Raw genomic sequence first — 17661 nt, forward strand, 5'->3', positions numbered from 1 at the left:
GCCAGTATGCGCGGCTGTCGGCATCCGTTCCAGGGATCGCGAATCCCTGGACATCCGCTCTCTGCCGCGGCCTCGCACCCCGGCGCAGGGTGGAGACATGAACATCACCGGAAACACCATCTTCATCCCGGGTGCCACCAGCGGCATCGGACTCGCGCTCGCCCTGCGCCTGCACGAGCGCGGCAACACCGTCATCGTCGGGGGCCGGCGCACGGCGCTGCTCGACGAGATCCGCGACACGCACCCCGGCATCGACACGGTGCAGATCGACACAGCGGATGCCGACAGCATCCGTTCCGCCGCCACTACCGTGCTCGAGAACCACCCCGAGCTGAACGTGCTGATCACGATGGCCGGCATCATGCGGGCCGAAGACTGGACGCGGGCCGACGGCTTCGTCGCAAGCGCCGAGTCGATCATCACGACCAACGTGCTCGGGCCCATTCGGCTGATTGGCGCGTTCATCGAACACCTGCAGACCCGGCCGGATGCCACGATCATGACCGTCTCGTCGGGCCTGGCGCACGCGCCGCTGCGGGTGACGCCGAGCTACAACGCCTCGAAGGCGGCGATCCATATGCTGAGCGAGTCGCTGCGGCTGCAGCTGGAGGGCACCTCGGTGTCGGTCGTGGAGCTCGTGCCGCCGGCCGTGCAGACCGAGCTGATGCCGGGGCATGACGTGAACCCGATGGCGCTGCCGCTCGATGACTTCATCGACGAGGTGATGACCCTCATCGAGACCCAGCCCGAGGCATCCGAGATTCTCGTCGAGCGGGTGAAGTTCCTGCGGTACGGCGAGGCGCGCGGCGACTACCCGCAGGTCGTGGCCGCGCTCAACGCCTCTGACCCGCACGCCGCGGGGGAGTAACGCCGGCGCTGTGTGGCTAACTCCTCAGATCCGAGGGCTGCGGGCGGTAGGTCGCGGCGGATGCTGCGTCGGGCGGCGGGTTTCAGGAGTTAGCCACGGCCCGCGCCGGGATACCGGGTGCCGGCGCGGGCGAGCACGCCGAGAAGCTGCAGCTTCTCGGCGCTCTCGCTGCCGGGAACGGCTGTGTAGACGAGCAGACTGTGCGACGTCTCGGCATCCGTCAGTACTTGACAGGTGAGTTCCAGAAGCCCGACCTCGGGATGGACATACCGCTTCAGGTCCCGGGGACGGATGCCGATCTCATGCCGATCCCAGTACTCGCGGAACTCCGCGCTCTCGGCCCGGAGCAGCTCGACGTAGCCCGCCGCGCGCGATGTCGGCCCACGCTGCGCGGCGATCGCGCGGAGCCCAGCCGCATACATCCGGGAGTAGAACTCGTGGTCTTCTTCCAAATGGATGCCGCGGGCATCCGGATCGGTGAACCAGCGGTAACCGATGCTACGCGCGGGGCCGGTGAAGCGCATGAGGTCTCCGACCAGTGCGACGCCCTGGGGAGTTTGCCGCAGCGTCTCGCCCAGCTCGGTGACGACTTCGGCGGGGGTGTCGGTGAGGCGGTCGAGGATGCGCAGCATCCCGGGACTGACGTGCTCGGATGCCGTGCCACGCTCGGGCGGACGATGGCCGGCGAGGCGGAAGAGGTGATCGCGCTCGTCGGTTGACAGGTGCATCCCTTGCGCGATGGCGGCGACCATCTGCTCCGACGGCTGCGGACCCTTCTCGCGCTCGAGACGGGAGTAGTAGTCGGTCGACATGTGGCACAGGGCCGCGACCTCCTCACGCCGCAAGCCGCTTGTGCGCCGGCGAGCGCCCCGAAAGAGCCCGACATCCTCGGGCTGCAGCGCCTCGCGGCGGGTGCGCAGAAAGTGCGCGAGTCCGGGTCGATCGATCATGTAGGCATCCTCTCCCAGATCGCCTCGCGCAGCCTCGGATCGTCAGGCCGTGGATACGGTTCGCCCGGCGACGGATGCTGAAGCCATCCCTCCGGACGAAAGAAGAATCACGATGCCTCGAACCTACGATCTGCCCCTGCCCGACCTCACCGGCCGCCGCGCCGTCATCACCGGCGGCAGCGACGGCATCGGCCTCGTGATCGCCCGGTCGCTCGCTGGTGCCGGCGCCGAGGTGGTGCTTCCGGTGCGCAACCGCACGAAGGGCGAGGCGGCGATCACGACGATCCGTGCCGTGCACCCGGGCGCCCAGGTGACGCTGCGCGACCTCGATCTCTCGTCGCTCGCGTCTGTCGCCGCCCTGGGGGAGACCCTTGTCGCCGAAGGCGCGCCGATCCACCTGCTCATCAACAACGCCGGCATCATGCGCCCGCCTGCCCGGCAGACGACCGCTGACGGCTTCGAGATGCAGTTCGGCATCAACCACCTCGCTCATGTGGCGCTGACGGCGCAGCTCATGCCGCTGCTGCGAGCGGGCCGCGCCCGCGTCGTCACGCAGACGAGCGTTGCCGCGCAGCGCGCCGCCATCAACTGGGACGACCTGAACTGGGAGCGCAGCTACGACGAGATGCGCGCGTACGGGCAGTCGAAGCTCGGCTGCGGACTGTTCGGACTCGAACTGCACCGCCGCAGCGCGGCATCCGGCTGGGGGATCACGAGTTCGATCTCGCACCCGGGTGTCGCCCCGACGAGTCTGCTGGCGGCCCGCCCCGAGATCGGCAGGACAGAAGACACGCGCGACATCCGGTTCGTGCGACGGATGTCGGCTCTCGGCCTTGCCGGGACGCCGGAGTCTGCCGCGCTCCCGGCGCTCATGGCAGCGACGACCGGGACCGGTGGCGAGTTCTTCGGACCGCAGGGCCTGGGGCAGGTCGGCGGGCGACCCGGGCGCCAGAAACTCTGGAAGCCGCTGCGCAGCCAGACGGATGCCGCGCGCCTATGGGATGCATCCGAAGAGCTCACGCGCGTGAGGTTCGCCACCGCGGCGGCGTGACGCGGACGGTAGTCGATCACCATCTCGCCCGCGCCCGAGATCACCGCTCCGGGAGTGTCGGTCCTGCGCTCAGGTGGTGAGCGACGGGAAGGTCCACCCTCCCGTCGTGATCTCGGCGCGCGGGCGATACAGGCGCACGACGTAGTTCCAGCCCTCCGTCAGCGGCAGGACGTTCGGAACGTCGTCGGGGAAGTCGCCGAAGCGCACCGTGATCGACCCATCGGGATTGCGTGCCGCCATCACATTGTTGATCGAATTCGCGCCACGCTCGTTCGGTTCGAAGAAACCATCCGCGTTGTACATCGATATCGACCAGAAGCCATCGACCGGAACATCGCCGACCGTCAGCTCGTATTGACCGACCGGCAATCCGGGTTCGGCGTTGACATACTTCGCCTCGCTCCCGGGAAGCCCGCCCCATCCTGCGGCGGTCCCGATCAGGTGCCGCACGGGATCGACCTCGTCCTGTGATCCGAACGCGCCATCGAAGTCGGTCATGTTGCGTGCAAGAGCGAGCAGTGCTGTGCGCGTCTCATCGAGGCTCGAAGCGTCGTAGTCGGCTGGCTCAAATGGGGCATCCGACGCGCTCTCGATCTGGATCTGATCTTGCAACGCCACGACGGCTGCGATGTCGTCGGGGTCGTTCGCGTCGACGAGGATGCGCAGCGCGACCACAACGTGCGGGCTGCCGAAACGCTCCATCGACATCGGATGCTGCCCGGCGGCGTGGAACACCGCGTCAACGTAGTGGTCCTCGTTTACCACCATCGCCGAGACATAGCGATCGCCCGCGTCGGGAAGCGTGAGCGTTGCGCCCGCGGTGATGTCGACGACGGCGAAGCTGTAGAGCGTGTCGCGGTTCATGCGGATCACCGGCTGATTGTCGATCGGCGTGGGTGCGCGCAGATGATTCAGGCGGTTCACCCCGCCGCCCTGGGCCTGCAGAGTCGCCATCATGCGGTGGGTCTCGGCTCGGGTGAAGTTGTCGACGTTGACGCGAATGCTCACGAGCCGATCCTCTCGCCCTGCCCGCACGCGCCGCAAGGGACCTTGGTGGGGCGCTTCCGTTCCGCGTCGCTCGCGAGGCCGAACGGGGAGTGGGGGCGGGGTACCACGCTCGGTGGGCGGGGGTCGCTAGTGTTATCGCGTGACCGACGCTGCAGCATCCGTGCCCGCCGCCCCCGCCGCACCAGCCCGCCCGAAGCTCGTGCTGACGGCGCTGATCCTCGGCGCGCTGGTGTGCAACATCAACCTTGCGGCGGCGAACATCGCGCTCCCCGACATCGGCGACGCGTTCGGGGCCGGGCAGACCGCGCTGAACCTCGTCGCCGTGGGCTGCTCGCTGGGCCTCGCGATGTCGGTGCTGTACCTCGGCGCCGTCGCCGACCGTTATGGGCGCAAACAACTCCTCGTGCTCGGTCTCGGCCTCACGGTCATCATCAGCTTTTTCGCTGCCTTCGCGGCATCCATCGAGATGCTCGTCGTTGCGCGCATCTTCACCGGTATCGCCGCGGGCATGGCATACCCTGTCACTCTGTCGCTCATCACGGCGCTGTGGGGCCCTGGCAAGCAGCGCACCCTCGCGATCGCACTGTGGTCGGCGGTCAGTGCCACCTCGACCGTCATCGGATCGGTGCTTGCCGGCATCCTGCTGCTGTGGTTCTGGTGGGGTGCCGCGTTCCTGCTCGCGGTGCCGTTTGCGATCGCGGGATTCATCCTGGTGTGGCTCTATGTGCCGTCGCACGTGGCAGAGAGCAACGACAGGGTCGATCACCTCGGTGGCGTGATCTCGGTGTTCATGATCGGGTCGATCGTGCTCGGCCTTTCGACAGTGTTCGTGCCGACCACGCGCACGTTCGGCGTCATCCTGCTGATCTCAGCGGTGGTCCTGATCGCCCTGTTCGCGTGGCGCCAGCTGACCGCCAAGAGCCCGCTCTACGACCTGAAGGTCGCCCGGCGCCGGATGTTCTGGGCACCCGCCACGGGCGGTCTTGTCGTCTTCGGGTCGCTCATGGGCGCGATGTTCGTGGGTCAGCAGTTCCAGCAGAACATCCTCGGATACTCCACGCTAGAGGCATCCCTCTCGATCGTTCCCGCCGGTATCGGTCTGCTGCTGGTCGCCCCTCACTCGGCAAAGCTCGTCCTCACCCGTGGCTCGCGCTTCACCATGATGCTCGGCTACGTCTTCGTGCTCGTTGGCTTCATCATGGCGTTGTTCTGGAACGAGACCACGCCGTTCTGGTACGTCTCGCTCGGCTACATGGTGATCGGTATCGGCGCGGGATTCGCCATGACACCGGCATCCCGCGCCATCACCGAATCGACTCCGGTCCGCCGCGTCGGGATGGCATCTGCCACCGCCGACCTGCAGCGCGACCTCGGCGGATCCGTCATGCAGGGTGTGCTCGGCGCCATCCTCGCTGCCGGCTTCGCTCACGCGTTCGGCAAGCTCATTTCTGAGTCGTCCGAAGCCTCGAGCATCAGCGATCAGGTCACCGCGGCGCTGCAGGCCTCGTACGCATCGGCGCTGCACGTGGCCGACCAGTACCCGCAATACAAGGACCAGATCATCCAGGCCGCGCAGCAGTCGCTCGAGACCGGCGCGATCGCCGCCTACGCCGTCGGAGCCGTCGCTATCGCGATCGGCGCCGCGGTCGTCTGGATCTTCCTGCCCAAGAAGTCCAAGGAACTCGAACTCGTCGCGTCCTACGAGAAGGTTGACGCCGACAAGGCCTGAGTGTCGTGGGGGCGCGAACTCCGCAGTTTCGCGCGTACCTCGTAGTACCGGTGGCGCAACCTGCGAACTTCGCGCCATTCTGCGAACGTGGGTCGTGCCGGGGTCGGCACGCGACACACCCTGCCGCGGACGAGACACCGCGCGCGGGCTGAGACACCCCTCCTCGCGCAGTGCCTCACCGGGCGCACGGTGTCTCGCGGCGCGCGGGGTGTCTCGCGGCGCGCGGGGTGCGCTACGCGGGCACGGATGCTGCGCGCAGCGCGCGGGCACGGATGCTGCGCGCAGCGCGCGGGCACGGATGCTGCGCGGCGCTCGCGTGTACGTCAGGCGCCGACGTACTCGGCGAGGTGCTGGCCTGTCAGCGTCGAGCGGGCCTTCACGAGATCGGCGGGGGTGCCTTCGAAGACGACTCGGCCGCCGTCGTGGCCCGCGCCCGGGCCGAGGTCGATGATCCAGTCGGCGTGAGCCATCACCGCCTGGTGGTGTTCGATCACGATGACCGACACACCCGAATCAACGAGCCGGTCGAGCAGGGCGAGCAGGTTCTCGACATCCGCGAGGTGCAGGCCCGTCGTGGGCTCGTCCAGCACGTAGACACTGCCCTTCTCGCCCATCTGCACGGCAAGCTTCAGCCGTTGCCGCTCACCGCCTGAGAGCGTCGGCAGGGGCTGGCCGATCCGGATGTAGCCGAGTCCGACATCCACCATTCGCCCGAGGACCGCCGCAGCCGCCGGTACCTTAGCCTCACCCGAACCGAAGAACTCGAGAGCCTCGGATGCCGCCATGTCGAGCACCTCGACGATGTTCTTGCCGGCCAGTCGAAACTCCAGAACGGTCTCGGCGAAGCCCTTGCCGTCACAGACATCGCACGGCGACTCGAGCTGCTCCATCGGACCGAGTTGCGTCACGATCACGCCCGACCCGCCGCACACCGGGCAGGCGCCCTCGGAGTTCGCGCTGAACAGGGCCGGCTTGACGCCGTTCGCCTTCGCGAAGGCCTTGCGGATCGGATCCAGCATCCCCGTGTACGTGCCGGGGCTCGACCGGCGCGAACCCTTGATGGCGCTCTGATCGATCGCGACGACGCCCTCACGCCCGGCGACCGGCCCGTGGATCAGCGAGCTCTTGCCCGACCCCGCGACCCCGGTCACGGCAACCAGGACGCCCAGCGGGATGTCGACATCCACGTTCTGCAGGTTGTGCGAGTGCGCACCGCGAATCTCGATCGCACCCGTCGCGCGTCGCCCGGCGGGCTTGAGGTGGGCGCGGTCGTCCAGGTGGCGGCCGGTCAGCGTCCCGGAGGCACGCAAACCCTCGACCGTGCCCTCGAACATGATCTCGCCGCCGCCTGAGCCGGCGCCGGGCCCGAGGTCGACGACGTGGTCGGCGATGGCGATGGTCTCGGGCTTGTGTTCGACGACCAGCACGGTGTTGCCCTTATCGCGCAGCTGCTCGAGGAGCCGGTTCATGCGCTGGATGTCGTGCGGGTGCAGCCCGACCGTCGGCTCGTCGAAGACATACGTGACATCTGTCAGCGCCGAACCGAGGTGGCGGATCATCTTCGTCCGCTGCGCTTCGCCGCCCGAGAGCGTCCCGGAGGCGCGGTCGAGCGAGAGGTAGCCGAGCCCGATGTCGACGAACGAATCGAAGAGCGCGCCGAGGCTTCGCAGCAGGGGAGCGGCGCTCGGTTCATCGATGCTCTTCACCCACGTGGCAAGGTCCGAGATCTGCATGGCGCAGGCATCCGCAATGCTCGTGCCGGCGATCTTCGACGACCGCGCTCCCTCGTTCAGCCGCGTGCCGCCGCACTCGGGGCACGGCTGAAACGCGACAGCGCGCTGGACGAACGCCCGGATGTGGGGCTGCATGGCCTCGACATCCTTCGAGAGAAACGACTTCTGGATCTTCGGTACGAGCCCCTCGTAGGTCATGTTCATGTTCTCGAACTTGACCTTGCGCGCCTGGCCGTAGAGAAAATCGTGGCGCTGCTGCTCGGTGAAATCGCGGATGGGGAGATCCAGCGGCACGACGGCGCCGAAGATCTTCACGTACCACCCGTCGGCCGAATAGCCGGGGATGGTGAGCGCGCCGCCGGCAAGCGACTTCGATTCGTCGAACAGCTGCGCGAGGTCGACGTCGTTGATCTGGCCCATGCCCTCGCATCGCGGACACATGCCGCCGGTTACGGTGAAACTGCGCCGCTCGACCTTCTTGCCCTCCGCCGTCTGCATCGTCACCGCGCCCTTGCCGCTGACCGAGGCGACGTTGAACGAGAAGGCCTGCGGGCCACCGACGTGGGGCTGGCCGACCCGGCTGAACAGGATCCGCAGCAGGGCGTTGGCATCCGTCGCCGTTCCGACCGTGGATCGGACGTTTGCGCCCATCCGTTCCTGGTCGACGATGATCGCCGGCGTCAGTCCCTCGAGCACATCGACGTCGGGGCGCGGCGGCGTGTTCATGAATGCCTGGATGAACGTCGAATACGTCTCGTTGATCATCCGCGACGACTCGGCCGCGATCGTGCCGAACACGAGCGAGCTCTTGCCCGAGCCGCTCACCCCGGTGAAGACCGTGAGCCGGCGCTTGGGCAACTCGACGTCGACGTTCTTGAGGTTGTTCTCACGCGCACCCTGCACCCGGATCAGGTCGTGAGCGTCGGCGGCGTGCGGCGTCGGTGCAGGCATGAGCACACGTTAGCCGGATGCCGCGACATCCGTCTTCTCGATTCGTGACGGCATCCGGTCTCTGTTGCCGCCGTGTCGCGTGCGGCCGACGTCACGAACCTCGCAGTTTCGCGCGTATGTCGCAGGCATTGCGGGCAGGAGTGCGAAGTTCGCGCGATTCTGCGAACTTGGACGCGACGCCGGGCCGGCCCCACCCCGGGCTACAGGCGCGCGATCTCGACCCGGGGGCGCACGGCGATGTCGGTGAGGTGCACGTCGGGGAAGGCATCCACGAGGAACCGCACGGTCGCCGCGACCGACGAGGGCTTGATGTAGCGCTCGGGCTCGTAGGGCGTTCCCATCTCGGCCGACTGCGTGCGCAGCATCCCGGTGTCGGTCTGTCCCGGGGCGAGGGTCACGACGCGCACCCGGTGGCGCTGCTCGTCGATGCGCAGCACGTCGGCAAATCCCCGAAGCGCGTGCTTGGATGCCGTGTAGATGGCGTGCCCAGGAACCGGGCGAGTCCCGGCTCCTGACCCGATGAACACGACGGTTCCCTGGCTTTCGCGCAGCAGCGGCAGCACCTGGCGTGTGAGCTCGGCCGGCGCGAACACGTTGATGGCGAACTGGCGCTCCCAGTCCTCGGGAGTTGCGGTCTCGGTGGTGTGGACCGCGGCGATCGCTGCACCGTGCACGAGAACGTCCAGGCGCGTGAGCTCGGCGGTGCGGGCGGCGAGGCCCTCGGCATCCGTGATGTCGAGGATCCACGGGGTGGCGCCGGTCTGCGCCGCCAGCTCGCTCAGCGCGTCGGCGCTGCGCCCGACGGCAATGACGTCGTGCGTGCGCGCGAGCTCGCGCACGATCGCGCCGCCCATGCCGCCGGTTGCGCCCGTCACGAGGGCCTGGGGGCGAACACTGGATGCGGTCATGCGGAACTCCTTGCGAGTGGAACGGTGTGTGAGACGGATGCCGCGCGCAGCGCGATCCGCACGGCACTGCGCGCGACGCGATCGGTCTCACGCAGCATGGTCGGGTTGGTGCCGGGCATCGGGCTGATGATCGTGTCGTGCACGACCTCGTCGACGGGAATGCCGGCGACGTGGATGGCCGTATCGAGCGTGCCATCCGACCCTACGAGCAGGCCGGTGTCGGGGTCGATGTCGATGCCGCCGGTCGTGCCCAGCCCACCGTCACGGTCGGCGACCTGGAAGACGCGCAGGCGTCCGGCATCCGTCAGCGACCGCACCAGCGGATCCGCGCTGGAACCGGCATCGTGCATGTGCATCCAGGCGTCGATCAGGGTACGGGCGGTGATGTCGGCATCCGGGATCTGCGCCGACACGACGCGGAAACCGGCGTCGGTGATGCTCAGCTGCGGCCGGGGACCGAGAAACCGCACAATCCCCGCGGCGTGCAGCGCAAGAAGCTGCCGGTTGCGAAAAGCCGGCGGGCCCGAGCCGAACATCCCGCCGATCGAGAGGAGGCGACCGAAGGCTCCGCGCCGGGCCGCTGCATCGAAGCCTCCGAATGCGCCTGCGAGGCTCACCGGCTGCCGAGCCGATCCGATCGACCACAGGGCAGCCTTCAGCGGTGAGTCGGCGCCGCGCTCGGCTTCGCGCAGGTCATCGGCCAGGAAGCCAGCAACCCAGGTGTCGAACTCCTCACGATTCGCGAAGAATCGGTTCGACGGGTCGAGTGCGGCTGCCAGATCGAACAGGTCTGAGGAGTTAGCCACAAACGGCGCGACAGCTGCGGCCAACGAATCCGCGTCTCCGGAATCCGCGGCGATCGTCTCCCGCAGGTCATCCAACGAGCCCGTCAACGCCTCGGGACGGATACGGTGCAGCGTCTCGTAGTACGCCTCGAACGCATCCTTGCGGATCGCCGGCCAGAGGAGGCCCTCGACGTCGATCGGTCGCGCAACTCCGGTCTCCAGCAGCGCGCGCAGGTGTCGCTGCCGGGAGCGCGGCGGCAGGCTGCCGTAGAGCGTCTTGGCCCGATACGGCACACCACGCGGGGAGGTCGCCCACAGGATCGGCTCGGCCCCGGACGCCTCATAGCGCAGACCGCCGGGGGAGGCGGCATCCGCGACGAACCGCCCGCCGCGCCCGAGCGTGAGCAGCGTGACGGTGTCGAAGAAGCCCATCCCAAGACCCCGGATGATGACGTCCTCGCCCGCGGGAACCCGCGACAGGTCCTGGTCGACCGGGTTACCCGGCGCCACCCACACGAGGTCGGGTCGCGCCGACACGGATGCCGCGAGTGCGCTCTCCTCGGCGGTGGGTAGGTTCGCGAGCCACCCGGTCGCCAACACCACGGCATCGACGGCGATCTCGGATGCCGCGCCCTCGGCATCCGTGACCTGCAGTACCTGGCGTCCGCCGCGTTCGACGATTGCCGTCACGCGTCCGGTGCGTGGATGCACGGTGACGCCGCCCGGCGCCACCCGAATCGACCGCGCGAGCGCCCAGGCGATGTACTCGCCATACAGTGATCGGCTCGGATGGGATTCCGGGCGCAGGGTGGCGAGTTCGTCGCGGTAGTCGGCAACGAAGCCCGCGCGGACCGGAGCCTCGCCGAACCCTGCTTGCCGTGGCGCCGGAATGGCGGCCACGATCTCGGCCGTCCGGTCATCCGGCGCGGCGGCATGCGCGGCAAGAATCGCCCACTCATACAGCGTCGGGCCCGGCCGCACCGTGCCGGCCATCTGCACCGAGTCGTCAGTGAACAGCGTCACGGCATCCGCGAGCGTGTTCATGCACAGCTCGCGTGTCTGGTCGGTGCGCCAGACGCGACCAGCGCCCACCTCGACATCGTCGATCAGATACACGTCGACGAGCGTCGTGTCACCCGCCGGCAGGTCGGCCAGCGCCGACACGAGACGCTCGAGCAGCGAGACGCCGCGAGGGCCCCCGCCGACGAGCGCTATGGCGGAGGCGGCAGACATACCTTCGTGTCTAGGCATTCCCGGCCCCAAACGCGAATTCGAGTGTCACAAACTGTCGTTTGGGCAGCGCAGAAACCGCAATCTGTGACACCGGAAGCGGGGCATTGTGACGAAATGCTTCGCTTCATGACGGCCCGGCTGCGTGATTCTGGCGCCCCGTGCGCAAGATAGCCGGGTCGCTTCGACGAAAGCGGCAGCATCCGGCCGTACCTCACGGCACCACAGCACCCTTCTCACCAGGAGTCAGCATGAACCTGCGCACGCGCACCCTTGCGGCAGCCGCCGCCCTCACCGCGACAGCCCTCGTCGCGGCAGGCTGCGCCTCCAGCAGCGGCGGCAGCACGGATGCCGACAGCACCGAACCGATCGTCTTCGGCGTCTCCGGGCCCCTGACCGGCAACCAGGCCGAGTACGGCGAGAACTGGCAGGAGGGCTTCGCGATCGCCCTCGACGAGATCAACGGCGCCGGCGGCATCAACGGCCGCGAGGTGCAGATCGACTTCCAAGACAGCCAGGGCGAGGCAAGCCAGGCCACCACGATCGCGCAGCGCTTCGTCAGCGATGACTCGGTCCTCGCGGTGCTGGGCGACTTCTCGTCGGCGACCTCGATGGTCGCGAGCCCGATCTACCAGCGTGCGGGTCTGCTGCAGCTGGGCATCACCAACTCGCACCCCGAGTTCACCGCGACCGGCGATTACATCTTCAGCCCGTCCGTGACGCAGGCCGTCGAAGCGCGAGTGATCGAGGATGCCGCGCACGAGATCGGCTCGAACATCGCCGTCTTCTACCTCAACACCGACTGGGGCAACACGGCGTTCGGTGTGCTGCAAGACCAGGCAGCGGCCAACGGCGACACGATCGTCTACAGCTCGCCGGTGGAAGAGGCCTCGACCGACTTCCGCCCGCAGCTCGTGCAGGCTCGCGACGCCAAGCCCGACGTCGTGATCTTCTACACGTACTACGGCACGACGGCGCTCCTCGTACAGCAGGCCGAGCAAACGGGCCTGGACGTTCCGTTCCTCGCCGTCGGATCGAACTACTCGGCCGAGTTCCTCGACCTGGCACAGGATGCCGCCGAGGGCGTGTACGTCGACACGACGTTCTACCCCGAGTCTGACGACCCGGCAGTCGAGAGCTTCGTGACCGCCTACACCGACGAGTTCGGGCACGCGCCCAACCTGTTCGCCGCGTACGCGTACGACGGACTCAAGCAGCTTGCCTGGGCCGCCGAGAACGCCGAGACCCTCGACCGGGAGGGCATCCGCAATGCCCTGCGCGACGGAACCGACATCCCGTCGATCATCTACGGCACGGCCACCTACAACGACGAGCGTCGTATCGACAGCCCACGCTTCCAGTGGCTGGTCGTCGAAGACGGACAGTTCGTGCTGACCGACCAGGTCGGCTGAGAACGCACCGGATGACCGGGACTCTAGGGCCTCGGTCATCCGGGCACCCGCATTTCAGCATCCGCTTCCTCCCGTCCCAACCCCTGGAGCCTCGTGTTCGACCTGCTCATCGCCGGCCTCATCAACGGAAACGCCTACGCCCTCGTGGCGCTGGGCCTTTCGCTCGTGATCGGCGTTGCGAACGTCGTCAACTTCGCGCACGGGTCACTGTTCGCAGTCGGCGCCATGGTCGGGTGGCTCGTGACCTCGAGCCTCGGGATGCCGCTGTGGCTCGGTGCCCTAGCCGCGATCATCGTGACCGCGGCGCTCGGGTGGCTCATCAATCTCGTGGCCGTCCGTCCGTTCGCGGGCAAGGCGCCGATCGCGGCGGTGCTCGCGACGATCGCGGTGATGATCATCCTCGACAACCTCACGCAGATCGTCTTCGGGCCTGAGGTGCGCCGCTTCGACTCGGGCCTTCCCGACATCACGTGGCAGATCGGGGGCATCACGCTGCGGCTCATCGATGTCGTCATCCTGGTCACGAGCGTGACGCTCATGCTCGTGCTCGCCGGCGTGCTGCGCTGCTCCAAGATCGGACGCGCGATCCGGGCTACCTCACAGGATCGCGAGGCGGCGGCGCAGATGGGCGTGCCCGTCGCGCGGGTGCAGTCGATCGCGTTCATGGTCTCGGCCGCCCTCGGCGGGCTTGCCGGCGTGCTCGTCGCCGCATACTTCACCACGATCGCCCCGACCCAGGGCTTCCAGATCGGGCTCGCCGGTATCGCCGCGGCCGCGATCGGTGGACTCGGGTCGCTCCTCGGCGCCGTCATCGGCGGACTCGTGCTCGGCGTCGCCGAAGCCTTCGGTGTGGGCCTGTGGGGCGATTCGGCACGCCAACTGATCACGTTCGGCGCGCTGCTGCTCGTGCTCTGGATCCGACCCGAGGGCATCCTCGGCAAGAAGACGGTGCGCCGTGAGCCGCTCACCGGAACCTTCTTCGCGCAGGCCCGCCCCGTCGTCATGCGGCGATGGCAGATCGCCGTGCTCATTGCTCTCGCGCTCATTCCGACGATCCCCGGCGTCTTCGACGGCTACGCCGTGCAGATCGGCGTACAGATCCTCGCCTTCGCGATGATCGCCCTGTCGATGACGGTCATCGGCGGCGCCGCGGGGCAGCTCTCGCTCGGTCAGGCGGGGCCCGTCGCCCTGGGGGCGTACGCGGCGGCGATGCTGACGAAGGATGCCGGACTCCCGTTCCTGGTCGCAGCCCCCCTCGCAGGCCTCGTTGCCGCCGTGCTGATCGCGCTCCTGAACGCCCCGTCGTGGAAGCTCTCCGGTCACTATCCCGCCATTGCGACGCTCGCCACGGGAGCGGCGATCTCGGCAGTGCTGCTGGTGGCGACGCCGATCACCGGTGGCGGCAGCGGGATCGCCCAGATTCCGCTTCCCGACATCTTCGGCATCCAGATCTCGTCGACCACGCAGTTCTACGCGCTGGGGCTTGGCATTCTGCTGGTGCTCATCCTGCTCGTGCACCGTCTCGGCCGCTCGCACCTCGGGCTGACGTGGCGCGCGATCCGCGACGACGAGGTTGCAGCACGCTCTGCCGGAATCGCGACCCCGCAGTACAAGTCCCTCGCGTTCGGGATCGGCGGGTTCATCGCCGGTGTCGCCGGCGCGTTCTGGGCTGCCCAGTTCGGGTTCGTCGAGCCCAAGATCTTCAACCCCAACCTGTCGTTCCAGATCGTCATCATCGCCGTGCTCGGCTCGATGCTTCGGCCCTTCGGTGCCGTGCTCGGCTCGATCGTGCTCGTCGGCGGGCTCGAAGTGTTCCGGGTCGCCAGCGAGACCCGACTGCTCATCTATGGCGTAGTGCTGTTGCTGCTGATCTGGTTCCGCCCGCAGGGTATCTGGACTCTTCCGCTGCCCTTTGCCAGACTGTTCCGCCGCAAGGATGCCGGTACTCCCGTCGTTGCCGAGCAGTCGGCATCCGCGGGGCTCGTCGGCACCCTCGCCGGCCCGGGAACGGATGCCGCCGGGGGAGAGGGGGCCCGCTCATGAGCATTCCGAGCCAGCCCCTCCTGCAGGTCAGCGACCTCGCCAAGTCTTTCGGGGCGCTCACGGCCGTCGACGGCGTCTCGTTCGCGATCGCGCCCGGCGAGGTCGTCAGCATCATCGGCCCGAACGGTTCGGGAAAGACCACCACGATCAACCTGCTCTCGGGCGAACTCCGCCCCGACCGGGGCCGCATCGCGATCGGCGAGACCGTCATCACAGGACGCACACCCGACGCCATCGCCCGCGCCGGCATCCGCCGCACGTTCCAGAACGGCCGCGTCTTCGGCAACGCCACCGTGGAAGAGAACGTGCTCGTCGGTCAGACGCCGCTCGTGCGTGCGTCGGCGCCCCTTGCCCGCATCCGCACCCTCCCGGTGCTGCGCTGGATCGCCCTCATCGCCGAAACCGTGCTCGCCATTGTCGGCACCCCTGCCCAGCGTCGTGAGGAAGCCGACCTCCAGGCCCGGGTCACGACCCAGCTCGAGCGGTTCGCGACACGGCTCACTGCGCGCCGTAACGACCCCGCCGCGACCCTCTCATACGCGAACCGGCGACGCACCGAGATCGCCCGGGCCCTGGCATCCGACCCGCGCCTGCTGCTGCTTGACGAACCCACCGCCGGCATGAACGTCTCGGAGACCAAGGAGGTCATGCATCAGCTACTGGACCTCAAAGCCCAGGGCCAGACCATGGTCGTCGTCGAACACAAGCTCGAGCTGGTCATGACGATCTCCGACCGCGTCATCGTGATGGACGGTGGCCGCATCATCGCCGAAGGGACGCCGCACGAGGTGCAGAACGACCCCGCGGTCATCGAGGCCTACCTCGGTTCGCGCCGCGCGAGCGTCGTGGCGCGCACGCACCACATCGAAGACGTGATCGGGTCGCCTGAGCCGAGCGATCCCACCGATGACGGGCAGGGAGGCACGCGATGAGCGCCGAGATCATCGACACGGATGCCGCGCAACCTCTTCTGGACGTGCAGGGCATCAACGTCTACTACGGCGAGTTCCACGCCCTCCAGGACGTGAGCTACCGCATCCACGAGGGCGAGATCGTGTCGCTGCTGGGCGGCAACGCGTCGGGCAAGTCGACCACCATGAAGGCGATCCTGCGCCTCGTGAAACCTCGCAGCGGCGAGATCAGATTCGCTGGCCGCAGCGTCCTGGGCGACACGACTGCCGATGTGGTTCGGGCGGGAATCGCGAGTGTTCCGGAGGCCCGGCGGGTCTTCCCGGAGATGACGATCGAAGAGAACCTGCTCGTCGGCGCCCACACGCGCCGAGGCGGCGCCCGCGCGCTGCGCGAAGACCTCGACGCGCAGTACGACCTGTTCCCGCGTCTGGCCGAACGGCGCCGGCAAGAGGCCGGCACGATGTCAGGCGGCGAACAGCAGATGCTCGCCTTTGCGCGCGCCCTGATGTCTCGGCCACGCCTGATCTGCATGGACGAGCCCACCATGGGGCTCGCGCCGATCATCGTCGATCAGGTGCTCGACACCATCCAACGCATCAACCGCGAGCGCGGGGTCGCCGTCTTCATGGTTGAGCAGGCGGCGGAACTCGCGCTCTCGATCGCGCATCGCGGGTACGTGCTCGCCGGCGGCACCGTGCGCCTGGAAGGCACGGCATTCGATCTGATCGCCAACCCGCAGGTGCGGGAGGCCTACCTCGGCCAGAGCGTCGTCTGACCACTGAAAGGACACCCATGCCGACGACCGATGTCATCGACGTGCTCGCGGGAATCGAACCGGACTCCGCGATCGACCGGCTCCGCGCGCGGCGCCCCGAGTCACGCCGTCACGCGCAGGGGAGCTACGACGCGCTTTTCGCTCCCGCCGACACCGCGCACGCGAGCGTTGCCGAGCGCGCCGCAGTCGCCACCTTCGTCGCGGCGCTGCACCGGCAACACGGCGCTGTTGCGCACTATCGGGCGCTGCTAGAGCACGAGGATGAGCGGCTCGTGCCGAGCGTGCTCGACCTCGCCGCCGCCGCGGTGACTCTCGCGCCCGAAGGCCCCTACGGGGAGTTCGCCGGAGAGAACGCGCCCGAGAGCGCCCCCGGTCCTCGCTTCGTCATCACGGATGTCGCGTCGACCTACATCCTCGGTGATCGGCTCAGTGCGGCACTCGAACACGCCCACCTGCTGACCCTGCACCCGCGGGACGCGGCACCCGCTGACCTGCAGCGACTCGAGGATGCCGGGTGGAGCGCCACCGGAATCGTCACGCTCTCGCAACTCGTCGCGTTCCTCGCCTTCCAGCTGCGCGTCGTCGCGGGGCTTCGTGCGTTGCAGGATGCCCGCGCTGCCGTCGATCCCGCCGTTTCGATCACGGAAGGAGCCGGCCGGTGAGCGCCGTCATCCCCGCACCCGAGGGTCTGGTCCCTCCGACCCGATTCACGCAAGAGACCCTCGACTGGGTTCCGTGGGTGGAGCCGCTGCCGATCGAAGAGGTCACCGAGCACCACTACGAGGCGCTCGTGCAGCGATCGCGGGTCAAGAACCCCTACTTCCGGCTGCTGGCACGCGACCCCGACATCCTGCGGGAACGCACCAAGGCCGACCTCGACATCTTCTTGAACACGGATGCCGGGTTGCCGCGCGCCGAGCGCGAACTTGCCGCGACCGCGGCATCCCGGGTCAACGGATGCGTGTACTGCGCGTCGGTGCACTCCGCGTTCACGACCCAGCAGTCGGGCAGACGCGAGGACGTGCAGCGCATCCTGGACGAGGGAGTATCGGCCCGCATCGACCAGCGCTGGGACGCGATCATCGACGCGAGTGTCGCGCTGACGCAGACTCCCTCCGCGTTCGGCGCTGCCGAGCTGGCTGGGCTGGATGCTGCGGGTCTGGATGACCTCGAGGTGCTCGACGCGATCCTCGCGGCGTCGTTCTTCAACTGGGCCAACCGCCTCATGCTCTCGATCGGGGAGCCGGGAGTGCCGCCGAGCGCCTGAGAACTCCCGCAGCTCACAGCCCTCCCAAAGCTGCGCTGT

General features: G+C 68.2%; 14 protein-coding genes. 9 read left to right on the forward strand and 5 right to left on the reverse strand.

All coding sequences use genetic code 11. The annotated features are described in order from the left end of the window. Positions 1 to 97: 97 nt before the first annotated feature. Positions 98 to 868 carry an SDR family NAD(P)-dependent oxidoreductase gene (locus BGO47_RS09575; protein ID WP_292711230.1) on the forward strand — a complete coding sequence of 257 codons (771 nt, stop codon included), beginning with the start codon at positions 98 to 100 and terminating at the stop codon, positions 866 to 868. Positions 869 to 957: 89 nt separating this feature from the next. Here the strand turns inward: BGO47_RS09575 and BGO47_RS09580 are convergent, their stop codons facing one another. Then, on the reverse strand, positions 958 to 1818 hold the full coding sequence (locus BGO47_RS09580) for a helix-turn-helix transcriptional regulator (protein WP_292711233.1): 861 nt from the start codon (positions 1816 to 1818) through the stop codon (positions 958 to 960). A gap of 112 nt (positions 1819 to 1930) precedes the next feature. Between BGO47_RS09580 and BGO47_RS09585 the strand changes: the two genes are divergently transcribed. Then, the gene (locus tag BGO47_RS09585) at positions 1931 to 2869 is read left to right on the forward strand and encodes an SDR family oxidoreductase (protein ID WP_292711236.1); all 939 of its coding nucleotides are present in this window, start codon (positions 1931 to 1933) and stop codon (positions 2867 to 2869) included. A gap of 69 nt (positions 2870 to 2938) precedes the next feature. Here BGO47_RS09585 and BGO47_RS09590 read toward each other — a convergent pair whose 3' ends face one another. Next, on the reverse strand, positions 2939 to 3877 hold the full coding sequence (locus BGO47_RS09590) for a DUF1214 domain-containing protein (RefSeq protein WP_292711239.1): 939 nt from the start codon (positions 3875 to 3877) through the stop codon (positions 2939 to 2941). Between the two features lie 139 nt (positions 3878 to 4016). On the opposite strand from BGO47_RS09590, the gene BGO47_RS09595 reads away from it, so the two are divergent. Then, on the forward strand, positions 4017 to 5606 hold the full coding sequence (locus tag BGO47_RS09595; protein WP_292711241.1) for an MFS transporter: 1590 nt from the start codon (positions 4017 to 4019) through the stop codon (positions 5604 to 5606). Between the two features lie 323 nt (positions 5607 to 5929). On the opposite strand, the gene BGO47_RS09600 is transcribed toward BGO47_RS09595, so the two are convergent. The 3 genes from BGO47_RS09600 to BGO47_RS09610 all read right to left on the reverse strand — a co-directional run bounded on the left by BGO47_RS09600 (position 5930) and on the right by BGO47_RS09610 (position 11216). Further along, positions 5930 to 8290 (reverse strand): excinuclease ABC subunit UvrA, encoded by a 2361-nt coding sequence (locus BGO47_RS09600; protein WP_292711244.1) that lies wholly within the window; start codon positions 8288 to 8290, stop codon positions 5930 to 5932. Between the two features lie 200 nt (positions 8291 to 8490). Continuing rightward, positions 8491 to 9198 carry an SDR family oxidoreductase gene (locus BGO47_RS09605; RefSeq protein WP_292711247.1) on the reverse strand — a complete coding sequence of 236 codons (708 nt, stop codon included), beginning with the start codon at positions 9196 to 9198 and terminating at the stop codon, positions 8491 to 8493. After that, complete coding sequence (locus BGO47_RS09610; RefSeq protein WP_292711250.1) at positions 9195 to 11216, reverse strand: FAD/NAD(P)-binding protein; 2022 nt, start codon at positions 11214 to 11216, stop codon at positions 9195 to 9197. The genes BGO47_RS09605 and BGO47_RS09610 overlap by 4 nt, the downstream gene beginning before the upstream one ends. Positions 11217 to 11464: 248 nt before the next feature. Between BGO47_RS09610 and BGO47_RS09615 the strand changes: the two genes are divergently transcribed. From BGO47_RS09615 to BGO47_RS09640, 6 genes are all read left to right on the forward strand, one after another. Beyond that, complete coding sequence (locus tag BGO47_RS09615; RefSeq protein WP_292711253.1) at positions 11465 to 12625, forward strand: ABC transporter substrate-binding protein; 1161 nt, start codon at positions 11465 to 11467, stop codon at positions 12623 to 12625. Between the two features lie 93 nt (positions 12626 to 12718). Then, positions 12719 to 14668, forward strand: coding sequence for an ABC transporter permease (locus tag BGO47_RS09620; protein ID WP_292711256.1), 1950 nt, complete (start codon positions 12719 to 12721; stop codon positions 14666 to 14668). Next, positions 14665 to 15600, forward strand: coding sequence for an ABC transporter ATP-binding protein (locus BGO47_RS09625; protein ID WP_292711259.1), 936 nt, complete (start codon positions 14665 to 14667; stop codon positions 15598 to 15600). The genes BGO47_RS09620 and BGO47_RS09625 overlap by 4 nt, the downstream gene beginning before the upstream one ends. Beyond that, positions 15597 to 16355 carry an ABC transporter ATP-binding protein gene (locus BGO47_RS09630; protein WP_292711262.1) on the forward strand — a complete coding sequence of 253 codons (759 nt, stop codon included), beginning with the start codon at positions 15597 to 15599 and terminating at the stop codon, positions 16353 to 16355. Before BGO47_RS09625 ends, BGO47_RS09630 begins: the two co-directional genes overlap by 4 nt. Before the next feature lie 17 nt (positions 16356 to 16372). Then, positions 16373 to 17017, forward strand: coding sequence for a CMD domain protein (locus tag BGO47_RS09635; protein ID WP_292711265.1), 645 nt, complete (start codon positions 16373 to 16375; stop codon positions 17015 to 17017). Further along, on the forward strand, positions 17014 to 17622 hold the full coding sequence (locus tag BGO47_RS09640; RefSeq protein WP_292711268.1) for an alkylhydroperoxidase domain protein: 609 nt from the start codon (positions 17014 to 17016) through the stop codon (positions 17620 to 17622). Before BGO47_RS09635 ends, BGO47_RS09640 begins: the two co-directional genes overlap by 4 nt. Positions 17623 to 17661 lie beyond the last annotated feature (39 nt).

This window comes from Microbacterium sp. 67-17, assembly GCF_001898325.1.
In the GTDB taxonomy this organism is placed as follows: Bacteria; Actinomycetota; Actinomycetes; order Actinomycetales; family Microbacteriaceae; genus Microbacterium; species Microbacterium schleiferi.

Bases quoted from the DNA above. Each gene is read 5' to 3' on its own strand.
- BGO47_RS09575 (WP_292711230.1), top strand. From the start codon at position 98: ATGAACATCACCGGAAACACCATCTTCATCCCGGGTGCCACCAGCGGC.
- BGO47_RS09580 (WP_292711233.1), bottom strand. From the start codon at position 1,818: ATGATCGATCGACCCGGACTCGCGCACTTTCTGCGCACCCGCCGCGAG.
- BGO47_RS09585 (WP_292711236.1), top strand. From the start codon at position 1,931: ATGCCTCGAACCTACGATCTGCCCCTGCCCGACCTCACCGGCCGCCGC.
- BGO47_RS09600 (WP_292711244.1), bottom strand. From the start codon at position 8,290: ATGCCTGCACCGACGCCGCACGCCGCCGACGCTCACGACCTGATCCGG.
- BGO47_RS09605 (WP_292711247.1), bottom strand. From the start codon at position 9,198: ATGACCGCATCCAGTGTTCGCCCCCAGGCCCTCGTGACGGGCGCAACC.
- BGO47_RS09610 (WP_292711250.1), bottom strand. From the start codon at position 11,216: ATGTCTGCCGCCTCCGCCATAGCGCTCGTCGGCGGGGGCCCTCGCGGC.
- BGO47_RS09615 (WP_292711253.1), top strand. From the start codon at position 11,465: ATGAACCTGCGCACGCGCACCCTTGCGGCAGCCGCCGCCCTCACCGCG.
- BGO47_RS09625 (WP_292711259.1), top strand. From the start codon at position 14,665: ATGAGCATTCCGAGCCAGCCCCTCCTGCAGGTCAGCGACCTCGCCAAG.
- BGO47_RS09630 (WP_292711262.1), top strand. From the start codon at position 15,597: ATGAGCGCCGAGATCATCGACACGGATGCCGCGCAACCTCTTCTGGAC.
- BGO47_RS09635 (WP_292711265.1), top strand. From the start codon at position 16,373: ATGCCGACGACCGATGTCATCGACGTGCTCGCGGGAATCGAACCGGAC.